Raw genomic sequence first — 20,581 nt, 5'->3', positions numbered from 1 at the left:
TATGCGAGTTCAACAACTCATTGCAACGCTAATTATCTCGGCGGGCCTACTGGCTCCCAGTGTAATGTTTGCGCACAAGGGGCCGAACGCCGAACGGCCAGCCAACCGATCGGAACAACAACGCATTGATTTTCGCTCCAACTGTGACAACGCAGTAGCGCAGATCGATCAGGAAATCAACAACGTACGCGCTCGTCTTACCACCGGTGGTGACGTTTGGTGGGACGGTACTAACGGTCGCTACGTCGTGCCCAAGCCGCCTCCCGGTGTGCCGGAAGTAAGCTCCATTTTTGCCGGAGCCGTCTGGCTGGGTGGTCGTGACCCAGGGGGTGGACTTAAGGTTGCCGCCCAGGATTACGGCCGTAGTGGCGGTAACTTTGACTATTACCCCGGCCCCCTGACGGACGATGGTACCACCTCGCGCGATACCTGTGCACGCTGGGACCGCTTCTTCGTAGTTAGTGGAGAGAGTATCCGCCAGGTGCGCGCCGCCTACCAGCTGGCGCTGGAGAGCAATAACCTGCCGTTGGACCCCGCCGATATCCCCGAAGACGTTCTCGGGTGGCCCTCCACGGGGAACCCCTTCTTCTTCGAGCAAAACGGATTTGACCTTCCCGAAACGAGCCAGGGACTGGCCGGTTTCTGGGACGAAGACCTCGACGGACTTTATGATCCCACCCTGGGGGATTACCCCATCATTGAAATCCGGGGTTGTGGTGAAACGCCCCAGTTCCCGGAAGAAATGGTATTCTGGATCTACAATGACGCCGGTAACGTGCACCGTCAATCCGGCACACCACTGCAGATTCAGATGGAAGTCCAGGTACAGGCCTTTGCCTATACCACTTCGGACGACATCAACAGCATGACCTTCCAGCGGTACAAGCTGATCAACCGGGCCCAGGAGGATATTCTGGACACCTACTTCGCCATGTGGGTAGATCCCGATCTTGGGTGTTTTACCGACGATTACGTGGGCTGTGACACCGTTCGCTCCCTCGCCTACGTATATAACGAAGACGAACTGGACGGTGCCACCGGATGTACTTGTTCTGGTGGGGTAAATACCTACTGTGATGAAATTCCCATTCTTGGGGTAGACTACTTCCGTGGTCCTCGTGCCCCGATCTTCGACGCCAACGGTGTGCAAATCGGCGAGGAAGAACTCGGCATGAGTTCCTTCATTTACATTAATAATGGTGGAGTAGGTGGTCCTGCCCCCGCAACTACCGACCCTTCCACGGCAGAGGAGTACTATCTTTACCTGCAGGGACGCTGGCGCGACGGTTCCGTACTCACGGATACCGGCGATGGCTACGACGAAGCAACCGGAAATCCTACCCGTTACGCTTTCTCCAGTGCGCCAAATGACCCTGCCGGGTGGTCAATGGTTACCGAAGAACTTCCCTTCGGCGACCGCCGAACCATTCAGGCTTCCGGACCCTTTACCCTCCAGCCAGGTGCGGTAAACGAACTGATTATCGGGGTAGTCTGGGTTCCGGACCAAACTTATCCGGCCCCCTCCATTCAGCGTCTGCAGCAGGCTGATGACCTGGCACAATCTCTCTTTGACAACTGCTTTGACTTAATTGATGGCCCTGACGCACCTGATGTGGACATTGTAGAGTTGGATCGCGAAGTGATCTTATTGTTTAGCAATGACCGTGCTAGCAACAACTTCAACGAAGCCTACCAGGAGCCCGGACTGGGAGTGCCCACTGGCTTCGATAGCCTCTACCGATTTGAAGGCTACCGGGTATTCCAATTGGCCGGACCAGACGTAACCCTGGCGGACATCGAAGATCCCGATCGGGTACGGGAAATCGCACAGTTTGACGTAGACAATGGCATCACCAAGGTATTTAATTGGGGACCGGTCAATGAAGCAGATAACCCGTTGCCGGATCCATTCCTCGTTCCCAGCCTCCAGGTAAATGGAACTGATAACGGAATCCGCCACAGTCTTAGCATCAAGGAGGATGCCTTCGCCAGTGATGGTGATACCCGACTGATTAACCACCGCCGTTACTACTTCACCGTAATCGCCTACGGATACAACAACTACAAGGAGTACGATCCGTTTGATCAGGATAATCCCGGCCAACCTAAGCAATACCAACCCTCGAGTCGTAATATTGGAGATGACCTTACTGGTAATGATTACTACACCGCCATCCCACGTCCGATTCTTGACAAAGAGTTATTTGCCGAATATGGTGAAGGTGCCGTAGTAACCCGCTTAGCCGGTCAGGGTAACAACAACAACTTCCTTGACCTGTCCGCCGAAACGGTCGAAGAAATCGAAGCAGCATTCGCCAACGGTGAAACGGTCGTACCCGAACTTACTTATGCACAGGGTGCCGGACCGATTAACGTGTTCGTCGCCGACCCCCGAAATATCGTCGACGGTGAATACGAGATCACCTTCATGGATGAGGATATGAGCAACGAAGACCTCGATGCTCCCGTGCTGTGGACCCTGCGTTGTCTTGATGACTGTGGCGTACCCACGATCCTCAGCGAGCGTCCGATCAGTGAGAACAACGAACAGATCGTGCCTGAATTCGGCTTCTCCGTACAGTTAGGCGATGCTCCGGAACCCGGCGATGACCCCATGGGCGCCAACGGCGCCATCGGTGCGTCTATCACCTACGAAGACGCAAGTGCTGATCCCTGGCTGAGCTTCATTCCCGATAATCTATTATTTGGTGGAATACCTATTCAGCTAGCAAATAATCTATTTGACTACGTAGATACCGAGTTTATGGATCAGTTCGAGGACGAAGACCCCGAGCAGCAGTATAATGACCTATTCCCCGGCATTTACCCCTACCAGCTCATGTACTGGGAGGAGAAGGAAAACGGTATTCCCTTCCTGTCACCGGTCTGGTTGACGACCACCCGGACCAACAGCAGCGCGGCCCGCTTCTTTAGTATGCAGGATCTGACGAACGTTGACATCGTCTTGACGTCCGACAAGTCGCTGTGGACGCGTTGTCCGGTAGTGGAAACCTCCAACTACTTCTACGAAGACATTATCATCAACGGCCAGCAGGTTAAGCCCGATGATGCTCCCGTAATGTTTGATCTTCGCAACACTCCGTCAGTAACCCGCGAGGCGGACGAAAACGGCCTGCCCGCCGAGGACGAAAACGTCGATCCGGATCAGGAAAATGGTATGGGATGGTTCCCCGGCTATGCGGTGGACGTGGAAACGGGACAACGACTTCAGGTATTCTGGGGAGAGAACAGCCTGTATGATAGTACGGAATACAGTGACAACTTTGCTCTGGAACATAATGGTGCGGACATGATCTGGAACCCTTCCAGTGTCCTGTTTGATAAAGTACCTGATGCCCCCTTGAGTCTTTTAGATTTCGTGGCTGGTGGACAACACTTCTTCTACGTGACCAAGCTGCCCTACGACGAAGGAGAATTCCTAGAAAGTCGCTTTGAGCCCCGGACGAACCTGAACCGTAAGGTGAACGGCGTGCGGGAGATCATCTGGGCTGGTTTCCCCGTGCTTACACCGGGTGCCGAGTTACTCTCCTACGAGGATGGCATCATCCCCAATGACGTTCGCATCAAACTGCGGGTCAGCAATAAGTACGGATTCGCCGAGGGAACCGACGACACGAATGGTTACCCCACCTATCGCTTCACTTTCGATGGGAAGTCCGCTAACCGAGACCTGGACGATGTGGCTATCAACCGTGCGCTGGACATGATCAACGTCGTGCCCAACCCCTACTATGCCTTCAGTTCGTACGAAGACTCTCCGTTCGAGACCAACGTGAAGATTACCAACCTGCCCGCCCGGGCAACGGTGACGATCTACAGTCTGGACGGCAAGTTCATCCGGAAGTACGAGCGGGACGAAGTTCCGGTAGGTTCACGAGAAATCTCTCCGGCACTGGAGTGGGATTTGCGCAACTACCGCCAAATTCCGGTCGCCAGTGGTATCTACCTGATTCACGTACAGGCCCCTGGTTTAGGAGAACGGACCCTGAAGTTCTTCGGCGTTCAGCGTACGTTTGACCCCGCAGGCCTTTAATTAAAATTAATCAGGCGAAAACGCAGGTGCAGGGTGGATTCGGAAAGAGCCATGCTTTACCGAAACACTTTGCACCTGCGACCTCGCCCAAAAGTAGCCACGGTCCTGACCGTTGCTTCCCCAAAAAGCTCCGTTGTGGAGCACCATAATTCCTTCGGAATGAAGAAAATCTACCTCTTTTTCCTCTGCATTGGGCTGTTCTCCGCGACGGCCTTCGCCGGAAACCCAGATCGTCAGGGAGAAGCCGGTGCCGCTCAGCTTCTGATGAACCCCTGGGCGCCTTCCGCCGGACTGCACTCCCTGAATACCTCCAGCGTCATTGGTGTGGAGAGTATGCGGATCAATCCGGCCGGATTGTCTCGTCTGGGAGGCACCGAAGTAATGCTCGGATACGCTAATTACCTGGCAGGCACTGGGATTTCAATGCAAGCTATTGGTGTGGGTACCCGAGCTGGTGAGAACGGAGCATTCGGCTTCAGCCTGATGAGCCTGGACTTCGGCGACGTACCGGTAACGACCACCGCCCAGCCGGAAGGTACCGGAGCACTGCTGAACCTGAGCTTCATCAACATCGGTATCACCTACAGTTACGTATTTGACAACAAGGTTTCCGTGGGTTTTACCCTGCGGGGTGTCAGTGAAGGCACCAGCGACGTAAGTGCCTTTGGCTTTGCCATCGATGCCGGCGTGCAGTACGTTACCGGCGACAACGATGAATTCAAATTCGGCCTCAGCCTGCGGAACATCGGCAGCCGGATGGCCTTCGGTGGACAGGGGTTGGCCACATCCGCTCCTTCGCCAGACCAAGCAGATGATTTTAATTTAACCTATGATCAGCGAGCAGCGGGCTTTGAAATGCCCTCCGTGCTCAACATTGGTGCCAGCTATGATCTGCTGGCCAATCAGATTGATCACCGGGTAACGGTTATCGGTAACTTTACGGCGAATTCCTTCAGCCGTGACCAACTGGGCGGTGCCGTGGAGTATGCCTTCCGCGAGCAATTCATCGCCCGGGCCGGATACCGGGCGGACATGGAAACCGACGACCTGACCGAGGTGCCCCTTTACGATGGCCTCAGTGCTGGCGCCAGTATCCGCGTTCCCTTCAAGAAGGGAGACCGGAGCCGTCGTTTCAGCGTTGACTACGCCTGGCGGAATACCCGGATTTACAACGGGACGCACAATATCGGTCTGGGGCTATCCTTCTAGGACGCTCCGTCCGGGATGGCTGATGCCCCCCGTCGAAATTGACCCAGAATACGGATGAAAAGCCGTATATTTGAAACTAAGCATAATCAGGAAGCGTTTCTACCGCAGGTAGGAACGTTTCTGTTTTTGCCCAAGAGGGAAACTCGTAGTTCCCCACTAAAACCATACTTGGTGGCTATTTACGTGGGTGTTATCAACCCCCAAGCCCCGATTTTACCATGAGTAAGTTGGATCTTCACTACTTCCCTCGGGGAGGAGGGAGGATTTTCTGCTTTACTAACCAAAAACTGAATCATGTCGAAAACGCATTATCTTTCTCAGGAGGGCTTCGACAAACTGAAAGCCGACTTAGAAGAACTGAAGACTACCGGCAGAGCCGAGGTGGCCGCCGCCATTGCGGAAGCCCGGGAAAAGGGTGACCTGTCCGAGAATGCAGAATACGATGCCGCCAAAGACGCGCAGGGCCTGCTGGAAATGAAGATCAATGAGCTGGAAAAAGTAATGGCTAACGCTCGTGTCCTGGACGAAACCCAGCTCGACACCAGCAAGGTCACGGTAATGAGCAACGTTACCATCCGCAACGTTAAAAACAAGCGGGAAATGACATACAAGCTAGTTTCCGAATCCGAAGCTGACCTGAAGTCCAAAAAAATCTCCGTCAATAGTCCGATGGGGCAGGGCCTGTTGGGCAAGGCCGAAGGAGACCTGGCGGAGGTCAAGACGCCTAACGGAGCCATTCAATTTGAGATCGTAAAGATTTTTATCTAGTATGGCTTCCATCTTTACCAAGATTCTCCGGGGAGACATTCCCAGCTACAAGGTGGCGGAAACGGAGGAGTTTTATGCCTTTCTGGACATTCGTCCGATGATGGAAGGCCATACCCTGTGTATCCCCAAACGAGAGGTAGATTACTACTTTGACCTTTCCGAAGAAGAGATCGCCGGACTGGCCGTTTTCAGTCGGCGGGTAGCCCGAGCCATAAAATCGGTGGTGGACTGTAACCGTATCGCCACGGGGGTGCTGGGCCTTGAAGTTCCCCACGCGCACGTACACCTGGTGCCCGTAAATACGGAAAAGGATTTCCGCTTCGGTCAATCCGTGGAAGTGAGCCCGGAAAGAATGCAGGAACTGGCGGCGGCCATTGGAGCCGCCTACGAGCGGGGGTAAGGCTGGTCAAAGAAATTGACGTAATTTAACCAGGGGGCGTTCCGGCAGGAGCGCCCCCATCTTGTTTAAAATTTGGGAGGCATCAACTCCTTGAAGTGCCCGTTGAGTTGTGCCCGGGCCTTGATGTTGGATTTTTGCTCAATGGTGGGCTTGATGCTTCGCAGGTGATCCAGCAGAAAGGATTGCCGTTCTTCACTATTGATCAGGGTGAGGAGTTCGTATTCCTGTTCGAGGGTCAGTCCTACGTAGTGAGCAATGTCGTAGGTCGTGAAGCCGGCCCAGGGGTCCCGTACTTCTTTTTCCACCTGCAGTAACTCGTAGATTTCCCGGGTAAGGAATACGATTTCTTCGTTGATGCTCGGGTTTTCGGCGGCGTCTAATTCCAGGAATCGCACTTCCCCGCCGGGGTAGAGCTTATTGGGAGAGACTTTATGAAAATTTTCGATGAGAAAAATGCGTTCTCCCATCGTGCGCACGTCGGACTCTCCGGAAGGGTAACGCTTGGCTACTTCAAGTAATTTAACTTCCGTGGCGATGGGCCGCACGCTTCCGTTAATGACGGTAGGAATCCCAAAGGTGATTCCAAATTCTTCCGCATCACTAATGAGTTGACGGTAGCGTGGCTCAAAAATATGGAGGTTGACGCCCTCGCCGGGGTAAGCAACCAATTGGAGGGGGAATAAGGCCAATTGCTCCGTCATGCTGGAATTATTATGAAGCGCTTAATAACTATCTGAACTAAACATTCAGGAGCCGTGGATTTTTCTTGAGGAGGCGCGGAAATTGGAGAATAGCCAAAGCTACCGGACAATTTTCGCAACGAAACTAAAGCTAATCTGCGCTCGGATAAGGTTGCGAACGAAAAGTTTAAACCGCTTCAAAGAAGAATGAGTGTCATAGGTAAGCACTGAAACCTTATTTTGTTGTCAAAACCACCCATATACCTATGCTCACCCGCAAATTCTTGGCATTCTTGCCGGTTTTCGTACTACTCTGCTTTTTATTCCCCGGCTGTAAGGGGAAAAAGAGTGAAGCCCGAACCATGGAGGAAGCCCAGGCCATGCCAGCGGTACTTTTGGCCCATACTTCCGGGGTGATTGGCCGGCTCGATCCCCTCTACGTCACTTTTGATTCCCTTCCCGACGGCGTGGATGCAGAAAAACTCATCACGATTACGCCCAGCGTAGCGGGAACCGCCAGCCTTCAGGGAAACTCCTTCACCTTCACGCCCAGCGAAGGCTGGGCCTCCGGGACGAAATATACCGGCCTGCTCCGGCTATCCTCCATTTTTGAGGAAGCAGATTATTCCTTCTCCTTCAGTACGCCCGCCCGGCGAGCGGAAGTAATCTCGGAAGGAATCTACGTCCCCGCAGACCGGGTTGGTGCCGTTGAAATCCGGGGTAGGGTAGTCACTAATGATGGCGCTTCGCTGGAAGAAATTAACCAGATGCTCCGGGCACAACAAGACGGGAAATCCCTCAACGTGTCCGTAGAAGCAGAAGAGGGAGGCCAGGCCTTTACCTACGTCATCCAGGGACCCAATCGGTCGGCTAACCCCAGTCCGGTGACCATTTATTACGACGGCTCCAGTCTGGGTTTCGAAGAGAGCAAGGGTGAATTGAGCGTGGAAGTTCCCCCCGCCGGCACCTTCCGGGTGGAAAGTGTAGACGTGGATGACCTGGGAGATGGTGCCGTGGTCGTGCGCTTCAGTGATGCCCTGGACGCCCGCCAAAACGTTAACGGCCTGGTTCGTTTTGATCCAAGTATCGCCTACACGGCCAGCATTGACGGGAACCTCCTGAAAATTTATCCCAAAGGGAGCGACAACGGAGAGGCGAGTCTCTCCGTTTCCACGGGCATTAAAAATGCCAGGGGCAAGAACCTTAATCGGGAAACGGCCTGGTTGCTGAACCTGGGCAGGACGGAGCCCATGCTGAGAATGGTGGGCAGCGGTGCCATCATGCCCCACCAGGGGAAACGCCTGTTCCCCTTTGAGGCCATCGGACTGGACGCCGTCCAGCTGGAACTCTTTGAGATTTACGCCGATAACGTTCAGCAGTACCTCAAGGATAACAGCATCAGCGATGAGTCCGGAGACTGGACCCTACGCCGGGTGGGAAAGATCGTGGCCCAGGAGCGAATTCCCCTGAGCCGCCTGAGCGGCTCGGTTAACCCCACCCGCTGGAGTCGGTACGCCATCGACCTGAGCAAGTACATCGGTGATAAAACCGGATCGATTTATCAGGTCCGGCTCGGCTTCGCCATGGAGGATGCGGCGGCCGGCTGCGATCTGGCGGCCGAAGATTTCGGATTGACCACCTTTAGCTTTACGGATACTCAGGAGGACTTCAATATCGGATTTTCCGAAACCAACAGCAGACTGGGTGACTACTACGGTGTGTATGGTTATTACGATGAATTCGACTGGGACGATCGGGACGACCCCTGCATGCCGGCCTATTACAACCGCGACCGCTTTGTCACGCAGAATATCCTTTCCTCTAACCTCGGGCTGATCACCAAGCGGAACCCGGACCGGTCAACGGTCGTCTTCGCCACCGATCTGATTACCGCGGCGCCGAGAACCGGCGTAACGGTTACGGCCTACAGTTATCAACAAAAAGAACTCTTTCGGGGGACGACGGACGGAGACGGTAAGGTGAGGATGGAAACCGAAGAACGCCCGGCGGTGATCATTGCCAGCTCCGGTGGCGATGCCGCCTACCTGGATTTGTTCCGGGAGGGCGGACTAGCCCTCGCCCGCTTTGATGTGGGGGGCACCAACGCCGCCGGAGGCATCAAGGGGGCTTTCTACCGGGAGCGGGGCGTCTGGCGGCCCGGCGATTCGGTATACCTGCACTTTGTGCTGGAAGACCGCGATGACCGGCTCCCCGACGCCTACCCCGTAGAATTTACCCTGACCGATGCCCAGGGCAGGGTAATGGAGCGCCGTACGGTACGACCGGCATTTGAGATGGGACTTTATCCCCTGGATTTTGTCACTGATGAAGGTGACGTCACGGGGGAGTGGACGGCGACCGTTACTGCGGGCGGGCAATCCTATCAGTGCCCGCTGATGATTGAGACCATCAAGCCGAACCGATTGGATATTGACCTGCAACTTCCGGATGGCGGACTGGGGAATGGCGCCCGCACCGCACGGCTGAGCAGCAAATGGCTCTACGGTGCACCCGCAGCCAACCTGGAAGCAACCGTCGATATGAGCGTTTCCGCGCGAAGCCCGAATTTTCCTAAGTGGACCAACTACCAGTTCCACGACCCCGCCCGTGAACTGGAGCGGGATGCTCCCCGGCAAATTTTTTCCGGGACCCTCAACGAATCCGGCGTGGCCAACTTTGAGCTGCCTTCCCTGGGCAATCAGCTTTCCGGCCCCCTCAACGCCAGCATGAGCACCAAGGTCTTCGAGCCCGGAGGGAACTTTAGCATTGATAACCAAAGACTCCCCCTCGATCCCTACGGCGTTTACGCCGGCCTGAACATCCCACTCGATGAATGGGGAACCAAGCGGGTGGCCCTGAACGGCGGCAGCACCATCCAGCTGGCGGCCGTGAACACCAAGGGGGAAGGCACCGCCGGACGCCGGCTGAGCGTCGGGGTCTACCGCGTGAACTGGCGCTACTGGTGGCAGGACAACTACGATAACGTGGCCCGCTTCAACGGCACCCAACACCGGGAGGCCATCGGTACTTACTCGGCGATCACCGGCGCCGACGGCGCCGCCCAGCTAAAGGTGGAAGTCTCCGACTGGGGCCGCTACCTGGTGCGGGTATGTGACGAAGGAGGGCATTGCTCCGGCGACTATTTCTACGCCGGCTATAACCAGGAAGAGGAAGACCGGGAAAGCGCCTCCCTGCTCCGACTGAGTGCCCAACGGGATCAGGTGAGTGTCGGAGAAGAAGTGGTGGTCCGGGTGCCCACCAGTGCAGGTGGTAACCTGTTGGTGAGCCTGGAAACCGGGGCGGGGACCCTCAAGCAGTTCTGGGTGCCGGCCGCCGCCGGACAAACGGAAATCAAGTTCCGGGCCGAGGCGGATATGGTGCCGACGGTTTACGCCAACGTAAGCTTGCTGCAACCCTACGAACAGACCACCAACGACCGACCGGTCAGGTTATACGGCGTACTTCCCGTCGAAGTGACCGACCCGGCAACGGTGCTGGACCCCAGCCTCACCCTGGCCGACGAATGGCGCCCGGGAGAGAAGGTTTCCGTCTCCGTGAAGGAATCCGCCGGGAAATCCATGGCCTATACCCTGGCCGTGGTGGACGAAGGGCTGCTGGGGCTGACGCGCTTCCAGACGCCGGACCTGCACGACCAATTCTTCGGAAAAGAAGCCCTTTCGGTGCGCACCTACGACCTGTACCGCTACGTCATTGGCAGCCTGAACGGCGCCTTCGGAAAGGTACTGGCCATCGGTGGAGACGGAGCCGAATCCGGAGAAGAAGAACCAACGGCGAATCGCTTTGAACCCGTGGTGCGCCACCTCGGACCCTTTTATCTGGAGGGCGGCAAGACCGGTCGCCACGAGATTCAGCTGCCCAACTACGTGGGGGCCGTCCGGGTCATGGTGGTGGCCACCGGAAATCGGGCCTACGGAAGTATTGGCCGCCGGGTGCCGGTCCGGCAACCCCTGATGGTGTTACCTACGCTACCCCGGGTCCTCGGACCGGGAGAAACCGTAGACATGCCGGTTAACGTTTTTGCCATGACGGATCAGGTGAGGAACGTCGACGTGGCCGTCGAGGAAAGTGAAGGCCTCGTCCGGGTGAACTCCGCAGGACAGCCCCTGAACTTCCGTGCGGCGGGCGATCAGCTGGCGTACTTCCCCCTGCAGGTGGGCGAGCGGGCTGGTGTCGCCAAATTCTCCGTAACCGGCCAGGCCAACGGAGAACGAGCCAGCCAGGAGATTGAGATTGCCGTGCGCCACCCCAATGAGGTCGAAACCCGCACCCGAACGGTCAGCATCGCCCCGGGAAGCGAGGAGACCATCCCTTATCAGCAGTTTGGCCTTCCCGGCACGCGCGAAACCATTCTGGAATTGTCGGCCCTCCCGGCCATGAACCTGGACAAGCACCTCAAGTACCTCCTGCGCTATCCCTACGGCTGTGTGGAGCAAACCGTTTCTCCGGCCTTCGCGCAACTGTATCTCGATCAGATGACCGAGCTGACGCCCGAGCAGGATCAGCGTCGCCGCGCCAACGTCGTGGCGGGCCTGAATGCCCTGAGAAAGTTCCAGACCAGTTCCGGAGGAATGGGCTACTGGCCGGGTAACCGGGATGCCCACCCCTGGGCCTCGAATTACGTGTTGCACTTTCTGACCGAAGCGGAACGCGCTGGATTCGGCATCCCCTTCGACCTTAAGAACAGCCTGATCCAATTCCAGACCCGCGCGGCCAGCAACTGGCGGGTCGACGGGGAAGTTTTCTACACTTCCCGCGAGCAACTGATGCTCGACCAGGCTTACCGACTCTACGGACTGGCCCGGGCCGGAAAGGCCGACATCGGGGCCATGAACCGACTACGGGGACAGGCTGCAGAACTGCCCGCTCCCGCCCGCTTCCAACTGGCGGCGGGATACGCAGTGCTGGGCCGCCAACAGGTAGCCAGTGAGCTGATCGACGGAGTCAACACGGTAGGGAAATCTTACCGCGAGTTAGGCTACACCTTCGGTAGTCAACTCCGCGATATGGCCATGATCCTGGAGAGCCAACTGGCCATGGACGACAAAACGGCGGCGGACCGCCAGGCTTTCCGCCTGGCCGAACGGATCGGCAAGCGGGGTTGGCTGAGCACCCAGGAGGCGGCCTTTGCCTTCGTGGCCCTGGGTAAGGTGAACGCTTCCGCCGGACAACAAATCAGCGCTGACTTTACTTCCCCTACAGGAGCGCAGTCTGCCGTAGGCTCTAACTCGGGCGTCTACCAGATCGAACTCCCGGCGGAAGGAGCCGGAGGCACCTTCGCGCTGAAGAACACCGGAACGGGAACCCTGTACGCTACGGTCATCATCAGTGGTAAGCCGGGACCGGGAGAGGAAAAGGCCGCTAACGAAAACCTGGTGTTGACGGTCACCTACACCGACCTGAACGGACAGGAACTGGACGTGAGCCAGCTAAAGTCCGGTACGGACTTTGTGGCCAACTATACGGTTCGCAATCCCGGGACCCTGGGCATGAACTACCGTCAGCTGGCGCTCCGTAGCCTGTTGCCCTCCGGATGGGAGGTGAGTAACGAACGCCTGAGTGGTACCGACGGTGCTCAGGAAGGACAGTTCACCTACCGTGATTACCGGGACGATCGAATTTATACTTTCTTCCACCTGAACCGAGGAGAAACCAAAAACTTTGCGCTACGGATGACCGCTACCTACCCGGGCCGGTATTACCTGCCCGCGCAGACGAGCGAGGCCATGTACGCCGACGACGTGCGTGCGGTCGTAAAGGGGCAGTGGGTACAGGTAACCCGCTAGTGACTCACCCGGTCAAATAAGCGTTGGGGACCTACGTCCTGAATTTTCCGTGGGCTGGTGGTGCGTGGCACCATCGGCCCACGGTCGTTTTAGGGATCATATTGACGCGTGCAAGTGGGGCCATATTGCGGTAATTACCGCCCGACGTGGCTCCTGCGGCCTGAACCCGGCACCTGCTTTAGCCATAAGTAATTGCGCTACAATCTGGGGTAATGCCGGCTGTCGTGAAATGGCTATCGCGAATGATCTTTTGGGCGTAACCGCGGGTGCCATGCTTTTCCGGGAGCCATCAATCGGGGTCCGCCAAGAGGTTACAACTCAGCACCGTCAGGGTGAGCATGAGGCCCGGAAAGACGGCCATCCACCAGGCGGCGGGGTGGTCGCGCGACTGCTTCAACAGGCTGCCCCAGGTAACCTGGTCGGCCGGAATGCCGACACCCAGGAAGGACAAAAAGGACTCCAGCAGAATGGCGGCCCCCAGACCAAAGCTCGCCACGATGAGCAATGGACCAATGGCGTTGGGTAAGGCGTGGCGAAATAATATTCTCCAGGCCGGGATGCCACTGACCTTCGCCCCCTCTATGTAGGGAAGGTGACGGATGCGCAGCAATTCCGCTCGGAGGTAACGGGCCACCGATGGCCACCGCAATACCCCGATGACCAGAATGACCACGCTGATGGAGGGTTCATTGATCACCGCCACCAGGGCGATGAGCAGCACCAATCCCGGAATATTGACGAAAAGCTCAATGCCCTGCAGCACCATACTGTCGGCGGGCAAGGCGGTGGGCTTCCGCAATCGGGGAATCAACTTCAGGAGTGCCTGCAGAGCCCACCCGCCAACCACGATGGCCGCCACGCAGAGGAAGAAGCTGACGAGAAAGCCCGGATAATTGAAGTACGGGCGCAGGGAAACCAGGGCATACAACATCCCGCATCCGCCGCCCACGATCCATCCCCACCAGTAGTACCGGGGTGCCCGCAGTCCTCCGTTTCCGAAGAAGCCCGCAATGCTTCCCAGGGGAATGCCCAGGAGCAAAGAGAGCAGGGTACTCCCGAAGCCCACCAAAACCGCCACGCGACTGCCGTGAATGAGGCCCGCCAGGACATCCTTCCCGAGATCGTCCGTGCCCAGGTAGTGGCGGGCGCGATCCCCCGTATTTTGCTTGCCGAAGGGAGAGATGTATCCACCATTTTTCAGGTCCGACTTTCCGGCCGTGTAGGGAATCGGTGGCCACAACGCCCAGTCTGGCGAAGCCCGGTACCAGTTGCGCACTACGGGGGCGTAAGGATCCACCAGCCCGAGGGCCTCCCCGTATTCGTGCAGCACGGGGAACCGCGTTTCTCCTTCCATGATGGCGATCAGGGGGCGGTCATTGGCCAGGAAATCCCCTACCAACGCCAGAATGCCGAGGAACAGCAGCCAGCCGATGGCCAGTTTTTTTGATTGTGTGCGACGTCCGATCATTCCCCTCCGGATTTAGGCACGCCACCCTCGCCGAGTTGAACGCGGGGATCCGCCAGTGCGTAGCCGAGGTCCGCCACCAATAAGCCGAAGGCCGTCAGGATGCCGTTGAGCAAGACCAGGGCGATGACCACGGGCCAGTCGCGGTTGATGGCCGAGTCGAAGAGGAGCAGCCCCATGCCGGGGATATTGAAGATTTTTTCGATCAGGACACTTCCGGCCAGCAGGGCGGGGAAAATGCCCCCCAACAGGGTGATGATGGGAAAAGAAGCGTTGCGGAAGACGTGCCCCCACAAAATCCTGGAGGTCGGCAGTCCCTTTAACCTGGCGGTCGTTACGTACGCCTTTTTCATCTCGCCCAGGGCCGAACGACGCAAGTGCCGGCTGACGTAGGCCCAACTGGGGTAGGCCAGACAGAGGACCGGAAGAAAAAGGTACTTGGCCTTGGTGGTGATGACCGTCCACAGCCCCGATCCTTCGGGGGCATCCCCGAAGCCCATGCTGGGAAACCAGTCCATTCCGTAGGCCGGCGTGGTAAAGAAATTGGCCAGGAGGGTAGCGATCCAGAAACTGGGCAGCCCAAACAGGATGAACAGCCCCACCGTGGACCACCGGTCAAACCGACTCCCCCGGTATCCGGCGGCGTAGAGCCCCAGGGGCAGCGCGATGAGGTAGACAACCAGTAGCGTAATGCCGTTGAGCAGGGCCGTGCGCCGGAACGCCCGTTTGATCTGTCCGCTCACCGGTCGGCGACTGAGGTACGAAAGACCGAAATCTCCGCTGAGTATCCTTCCGGCCCACCGGTGGTACCGATTGGCGGTCCCGTGCAACTGAAAGGTGGGCAGGAGAAGCTTCGCCCGGGTCGCCCCCTTCACCATGTTTGCATGAGCGGCCACCAAGTCCAGTTGCCCGTGCTTCTCCTCAAGGGCGTCCACTTGCCGCTGAATGCGGTCCGGGTCATCCTGAAACAGCAGCCTCCGCAGGCTGGCCGAAAGGTCACCGGGAAGGTCCGGGTTCCACGAGCTTCGCCGGAGCGTACGGTAGTATTCCTGCACGAGGGGCCAGTTCCCGTAGCGGAGGGTAAGGGCGCGCAGCCCCGCGCGCTCTTCGGGACGAACGATTCGGTGGAGGGTGTCCGGAAGCGCCGCGTTACGGATGCTGAAGTAGAAGGGGGGCAGATCGTAGCCCAGGGAAGCGGCGGCCCGTCGGTAGGTTCGCTCGTAGATTTCGGGGTCCGTTTCGGCGGTGCGGATGGAGGTCTCCGGCAAGAGGTGGTCCACCGGGTCTCCTGGGGTGATTTGCTGCAGCCCAAAGCAGACCAGGCTGAGCAGGAAGAGACTCAGCGGAAGGTAGGTCAGCCGTCTAAGGGCGTAGCGCAGCAAGGGTAAACCGGGGTTTTCGTGAGGGTTGCCGGGTGAAGATAAGGTTTTGTCTGTTTAGCGGATGGTCGGCTTTACTCCGTTACCCGGAGGGATACCGTGGGGCTGAAGTATTCCGCCTGGAGGCTCACCTTGAGCTGTGGCAGGCTGTCCCGGTAGAGTTTTTGCTTGATGAGGTAGAATTGGTAGTCGCCGGGGGCAATATCCGCCAGTACGTGCCGGGGTAGGCTGACGTTTCCGGTGCTGGTGGGGCCCTGCACGAGGATTCTCCGCGGATCACTCCCGGCGACCTTGGGCTCAAAAAAGAGGACCAGGTTTTCGTTGTCGTTTAGCCCGGAGGTTGCCACCGGAAAATTCTGGGAATTGGCGCGGGACATGACCGGCGGCACGGAGTCGATGAAGGGGGCGGCCAGGGGGAACTCCACCGTCTCCGATTTTCCGTTGCCGGCCGGCAGGGAGAACCGGACGCTGCCCGGAAATTCCATCGGGCGGTAGGCCTGAAATTGCTGCCCCGTCTTATCCTGCACCAGCGGGTCCATCACGCTGCCGTAGAGGGTCGGGACGCCCAGTTGCAGGGTGCTGTCCGTCCGGGACAGGGCGAGGTTGGCCCGTAGGGTTTGCTCACCGGCCTGGTAGCGGACGGTGCCGGCCGCCACGATGGTGCCCGTTTTGGGCGACGGCGCGCAGGTGCAAAGCAGAAGGGAAACCAGCAGGCTGAGAAGGATGCGCATGAAGGGCAGTTTTGGCCCGCAAAGGTACTCAGGACGGATGGGTAAAGCGGGGCTTGGAGCGCAAATTTGTCGTTTCTGGGTGGGGGATTTTCTGGTGAAGATTACCCCTCCACCCGCCAGTCGATGGGACTCTTCCCGTGTTGCTCCAGGTATTCATTCGCCCGCCGGAAGTGATCGTTGCCGAAAAAACCACGGTCGGCACTGAAGGGAGAAGGGTGGGGGCTTTCCAGGATCAGGTGACGGGAATCATCGATGAAGCTTTTCTTGTTGCGGGCAAAGGCTCCCCAGAGCATGAACACGACGTGGTCCCGCCGTTCACTGATTGTACGGATGGAAGCATCGGTGAAAAACTGCCAGCCGGAGCGTTTGTGGCTGCCGGGCTGGTTGCGCTCCACGGTCAGCATCGAATTCAGCAGGAAAACGCCCTGTTTGGCCCAGTGGGTCAGATCGCCGTGCGGTGCGGGTGGGATTTCCAGGCTGGTGTGAATTTCCTTGTACATGTTCCGCAGGCTGGGCGGAATGCGTACGCCCTTCGGTACGCTGAAGCTCAGGCCCATGGCCTGTCCGGGATTGTGGTAGGGATCCTGACCGAGGATGACCACCTTCACCCGATCAATCGGGGTAGTGTCGTAGGCGTTGAAGATCAGCGGTCCGGGTGGGTAGATTGTTTTGCCGTCGGCCTTCTCCTGCTTCAGGAAAGCGACCAGGTTGGCGAAGTAGGGTTTCTCAAATTCCGGGGCCAGGGCCTCCTTCCAGGAAGCTTCAATCTTTACGTTGGGCATGTAGTGCTTGCTTATGCCTCAAGAATACGGGAAATTCGGGAAAAGGTTCGGGAGGGCAGGAGGTTGAGACCATGGTGTAGCGTTGAGATACGTTAATTCCAGGATAATCCTTGGTACTGTGCCCGGTCGCTGTGTACATTTATGTCGATTTTCGCCCGGAATTGGTGGCGCCGTTTATAATCTCTGAATTAAAGACCAGATTAATGAGACAACCTCTACCCTTAGCGGCCGTTGGCCGTAAGTGGCTTTTGGCGTTCTGCCTGAGCCTTTTATCTGTTGTGAGCTTGTATGCCCAACCAGCAAATGACCTTTGCGAAAATGCCGAACCCATCGAGATCGGAGAGATGGTTAGTGGCAATACTTCCGGTGCAACATTTTTACCATTACCCCCTAACTGTGGAGAAACGGGAATCAACCTGGCCCCCGCAGTTTGGTATTCCTTCGTGGCCCCCGCCGAGCCAGTCAACGTGATTCTGATGTCGCCTACCAGCAGCATTCGGGTCTTTAGTGGGACTTGTGATGCATTGGTTTGTGAAGGAGCCCAGATCGGAGTATTTGGTAGCCCCTCCGTCAATATGCTTGAATTGGTTGAAGGAGAAACCTATTTGGTGGCGGTTACCGATCCGGCCATCTTTGATTCTCCCCAATTCATGATTGAGGCCTGTACGGATGAACTCGCCTGTAACGACTACACGGTCGAACTTGACGAGAATGGTATGGCGTCAATCGATCCCATTACACTGGCCATGGCCACTTGTGATCTTGACGACATTACTGCTTCCCAAACGGACTTTGATTGTTCCGATGTAGGTGAAGTAACGGTAACCGTAAGCCAGCCCGGTCAGGACGACTGTACATCCACGGTAACGGTAGTTGACCTTACTACTCCCGTACTGGAATGTGAGGAAGCCGTCACGGTGGAACTCGGCGAAGACGGCACGGTGACTTATCCCAACGATATCGCCCTGATCAGCATCACGGACGATAACTGTCCTGGACTGGACTACCTCAGTGGTCCCTTCACGATGGGCGGCCCCAGTGCCCGCATGTTTGACTGTGCCGACGTTGGTCTCACTTTCGAACGCCGCATGGTCTACAATAACTCTAATGGCGGTGGTGAGGTAGTAGGCTGTGACTACACGGTCACGGTGGTCGATCCCACGCTACCCGTACTGGAATGCGAGGAGTCCGTCACGGTAGAACTGGACGAGAACGGCGAGGCGGAGATGCCCAACGACCTGGCGCTGATCAGCATCACGGACGACAACTGCCCCAACCTGGACTACCTGAGTGGTCCCTTCACGATGGGCGGCCCCGCTGCCCGGATGTTCGACTGTGATGATTTGTTTCCTGAAGAGCCGATCATGCGCCGTCTGGTGTTCAACAACCCCAATCTCCCCGGTCCGAACCGCGAAGTGGTGGGCTGCGATTACGAGGTGATCGTTGTTGACGAGATCGATCCGGTGCTGGAAAACTGTGAAGACATTACAGTGCAGCTTGACGAGAACGGCGAGTACCGGGTACGGAACCGCGACCTGATCTTTGAGGCCAGCGACAATTGCGGTGGCGAAATGAATATGGAGCTGCTCGGCCCTTTCTTTGGCGGCAGTGAGATGCGTGACTTCACCTGTGCCGAGGTTGGCGACAATGAGCGGACGATCCGCGTACGGGACGCCTCGGGCAACCGTGCGACCTGCGATATCATTGTAACGGTGGAAGACAACGTTGATCCGGTGGCGGTTTGCCAGGACATTACGGTAGAACTTGACGAGAACGGAGAGGCATCGATTGCCACCGACGGTGGTGGCATGGGAGCTGCTGACCCGATCACGCAGGTTACCGGCTCGCTGGATGATACGGACCCTCAGTTTGAGCGTCCCAACGGCAATGGTACTACGTGTACGGTCAATACGGGTACGCCCGATCACTTCTACGACGTGCTGGAGTTCAGCATTGACCAGGAGGACATGTACACCTTCATGATGGAGGACATTGTTGGTCCTGACTTCTACTTCTTACTGTACGAAGGTGGCTTTGACCCCAACGCTCCCTGTGATAACTTCCTGATCGGCAACGACGATAGCCCGCAAGGGGGTACGACGGAGCCGGAGATCATGATCCAACTGATGTTGGTTCCCGGTGAGTACAGCCTGGTGACGACGGCCTTCTTTAGTGGAGCCGGTCCGCTGGGTCCCTACACGATCAACATCAGCAGCGACGGAGGCGGCAACGTCCTTCCCCGCGGTGCTGGTGGCGGCTCCCTGATCGACGGCGGTTCTACGGACGCCTGTGGTATTGCCTCGTTCAGCGAGGACATCACGGAGTTCACGTGTGCGGAGGTAGGTCCCAACACGGTTACGCTGACGGTTACGGACGTAAACGGCAACGAAGACAGCTGTGAGGCTACGGTGACGGTAGAAGACAACATCGACCCCGAGATTACGACGACTCCCCAGACGATTGTGCTGGACGAGAACGGTTTTGCGAGCCTGACGGTGGCCGATCTGGCCAGCGCCACGGACAACTGCGCGGTGGCCAGCCTGACGGCCAGCCAGCTGGAGTTTGGCTGTGAAGACATTGGCGAAGTGCCGGTTACGATCACGGCCGAGGACGTAAACGGCAACGTGAGCACGGCCGAAGTAATCGTGACGGTGGACTTCATCCAGCCGCTCTACGCCTGCGTGGGTGAGCTGAACCTGACGCTGAACGAGAACTGCCAGGCGCTGCTGATCCCGAGCATGGTGCTGACGGGTACGGAAGCGTGTCTGGAGGTATTCGCCTTCGACATTACGGTCATGGACGACGATCCGAGCAACGGACCGATCATCGACGGTTGCGGTAGCTTCCAGTACATGATCAGCGCGGCCAGCCTGGGTGACGAGCCCACGCTCGGCTTCACGGGTGACTTTGCGCCGGAGAACTGGACCGAAGAACTCTTCTTCCTGGACGGCTTCCCGATTATTCCCGAAGATGCAGGCATCGAGTTTACCGAAGACGAGATCGTGATCAGCACGATCGGCGACGACTTTGGCGTCAACCTGATCGGTCAGGTGTCCTACACCTTTGCCGAAGACGGCGAGGTAGGCTTTGACTACGACTACAACGGTATTGACATCGTTGCGGGTACGGAAATCGGCTTCGACGACGCCTTTGTGGTCTACACCTTCGAAGGTGCGGTGGTTGAGGTACTGCTGGATACGGACATTGCCGCTACGGGCCGTCTGGAGTTCCCGGTAGAAGCCGGCTTTACGCTCTTCATCGGCATCGACGACGATGGCTTTACGCCCAGCCTTTCGGACAACCCGGATG

Annotated in this window: 10 protein-coding genes and 1 pseudogene; 6 read left to right on the top strand and 5 right to left on the bottom strand. The window is 57.3% G+C overall.

The window, feature by feature from the left end; all coding sequences use genetic code 11:
* Window position 1 precedes the first annotated feature (1 nt).
* From E1J53_RS18165 to E1J53_RS18150, 4 genes are all read left to right on the top strand, one after another.
* The gene (locus E1J53_RS18165; protein WP_134270644.1) at window positions 2-4,054 is read left to right on the top strand and encodes a hypothetical protein; all 4,053 of its coding nucleotides are present in this window, start codon (window positions 2-4) and stop codon (window positions 4,052-4,054) included.
* 159 nt (window positions 4,055-4,213) lie between these two features.
* Window positions 4,214-5,263 (top strand): PorV/PorQ family protein, encoded by a 1,050-nt coding sequence (locus E1J53_RS18160; RefSeq protein WP_134270643.1) that lies wholly within the window; start codon window positions 4,214-4,216, stop codon window positions 5,261-5,263.
* 294 nt (window positions 5,264-5,557) lie between these two features.
* Complete coding sequence (gene greA, locus E1J53_RS18155; protein WP_134270642.1) at window positions 5,558-6,031, top strand: transcription elongation factor GreA; 474 nt, start codon at window positions 5,558-5,560, stop codon at window positions 6,029-6,031.
* 1 nt (window position 6,032) lies between these two features.
* Entirely contained in the window at window positions 6,033-6,431 is a 399-nt protein-coding gene (locus E1J53_RS18150) for an HIT family protein (RefSeq protein WP_134270641.1), read from the top strand.
* A gap of 65 nt (window positions 6,432-6,496) precedes the next feature.
* Here E1J53_RS18150 and E1J53_RS18145 read toward each other — a convergent pair whose 3' ends face one another.
* Window positions 6,497-7,132: an LON peptidase substrate-binding domain-containing protein gene (locus E1J53_RS18145; protein WP_134270640.1), complete on the bottom strand. Its 636-nt coding sequence runs from the start codon at window positions 7,130-7,132 to the stop codon at window positions 6,497-6,499.
* Between the two features lie 245 nt (window positions 7,133-7,377).
* Between E1J53_RS18145 and E1J53_RS18140 the strand changes: the two genes are divergently transcribed.
* Entirely contained in the window at window positions 7,378-12,915 is a 5,538-nt protein-coding gene (locus E1J53_RS18140; protein WP_134270639.1) for an Ig-like domain-containing alpha-2-macroglobulin family protein, read from the top strand.
* Window positions 12,916-13,204: 289 nt separating this feature from the next.
* Here E1J53_RS18140 and E1J53_RS18135 read toward each other — a convergent pair whose 3' ends face one another.
* From E1J53_RS18135 to ung, 4 genes are all read right to left on the bottom strand, one after another.
* Complete coding sequence (locus E1J53_RS18135; RefSeq protein WP_134270638.1) at window positions 13,205-14,383, bottom strand: ABC transporter permease; 1,179 nt, start codon at window positions 14,381-14,383, stop codon at window positions 13,205-13,207.
* A complete protein-coding gene (locus E1J53_RS18130) occupies window positions 14,380-15,762 on the bottom strand; it encodes an ABC transporter permease (protein WP_134270637.1) in 1,383 nt (460 codons plus the stop codon). The genes E1J53_RS18135 and E1J53_RS18130 overlap by 4 nt, the downstream gene beginning before the upstream one ends.
* 71 nt (window positions 15,763-15,833) lie before the next feature.
* A complete protein-coding gene (locus tag E1J53_RS18125; RefSeq protein ID WP_134270636.1) occupies window positions 15,834-16,490 on the bottom strand; it encodes a hypothetical protein in 657 nt (218 codons plus the stop codon).
* A 101-nt stretch (window positions 16,491-16,591) separates the two neighbouring features.
* Entirely contained in the window at window positions 16,592-17,272 is a 681-nt protein-coding gene (gene ung / locus E1J53_RS18120; RefSeq protein WP_134270635.1) for a uracil-DNA glycosylase, read from the bottom strand.
* Window positions 17,273-17,556: 284 nt separating this feature from the next.
* Between ung and E1J53_RS18115 the strand changes: the two are divergent.
* Window positions 17,557-20,581: pseudogene (locus E1J53_RS18115) on the top strand (hypothetical protein); the annotation flags it as partial.

The sequence above is a fragment of the Lewinella sp. W8 genome (assembly GCF_004375085.3).
Taxonomy (GTDB): domain Bacteria; phylum Bacteroidota; class Bacteroidia; order Chitinophagales; family Saprospiraceae; genus Neolewinella.
This window is presented reverse-complemented; position numbering and strand designations above follow the sequence as displayed.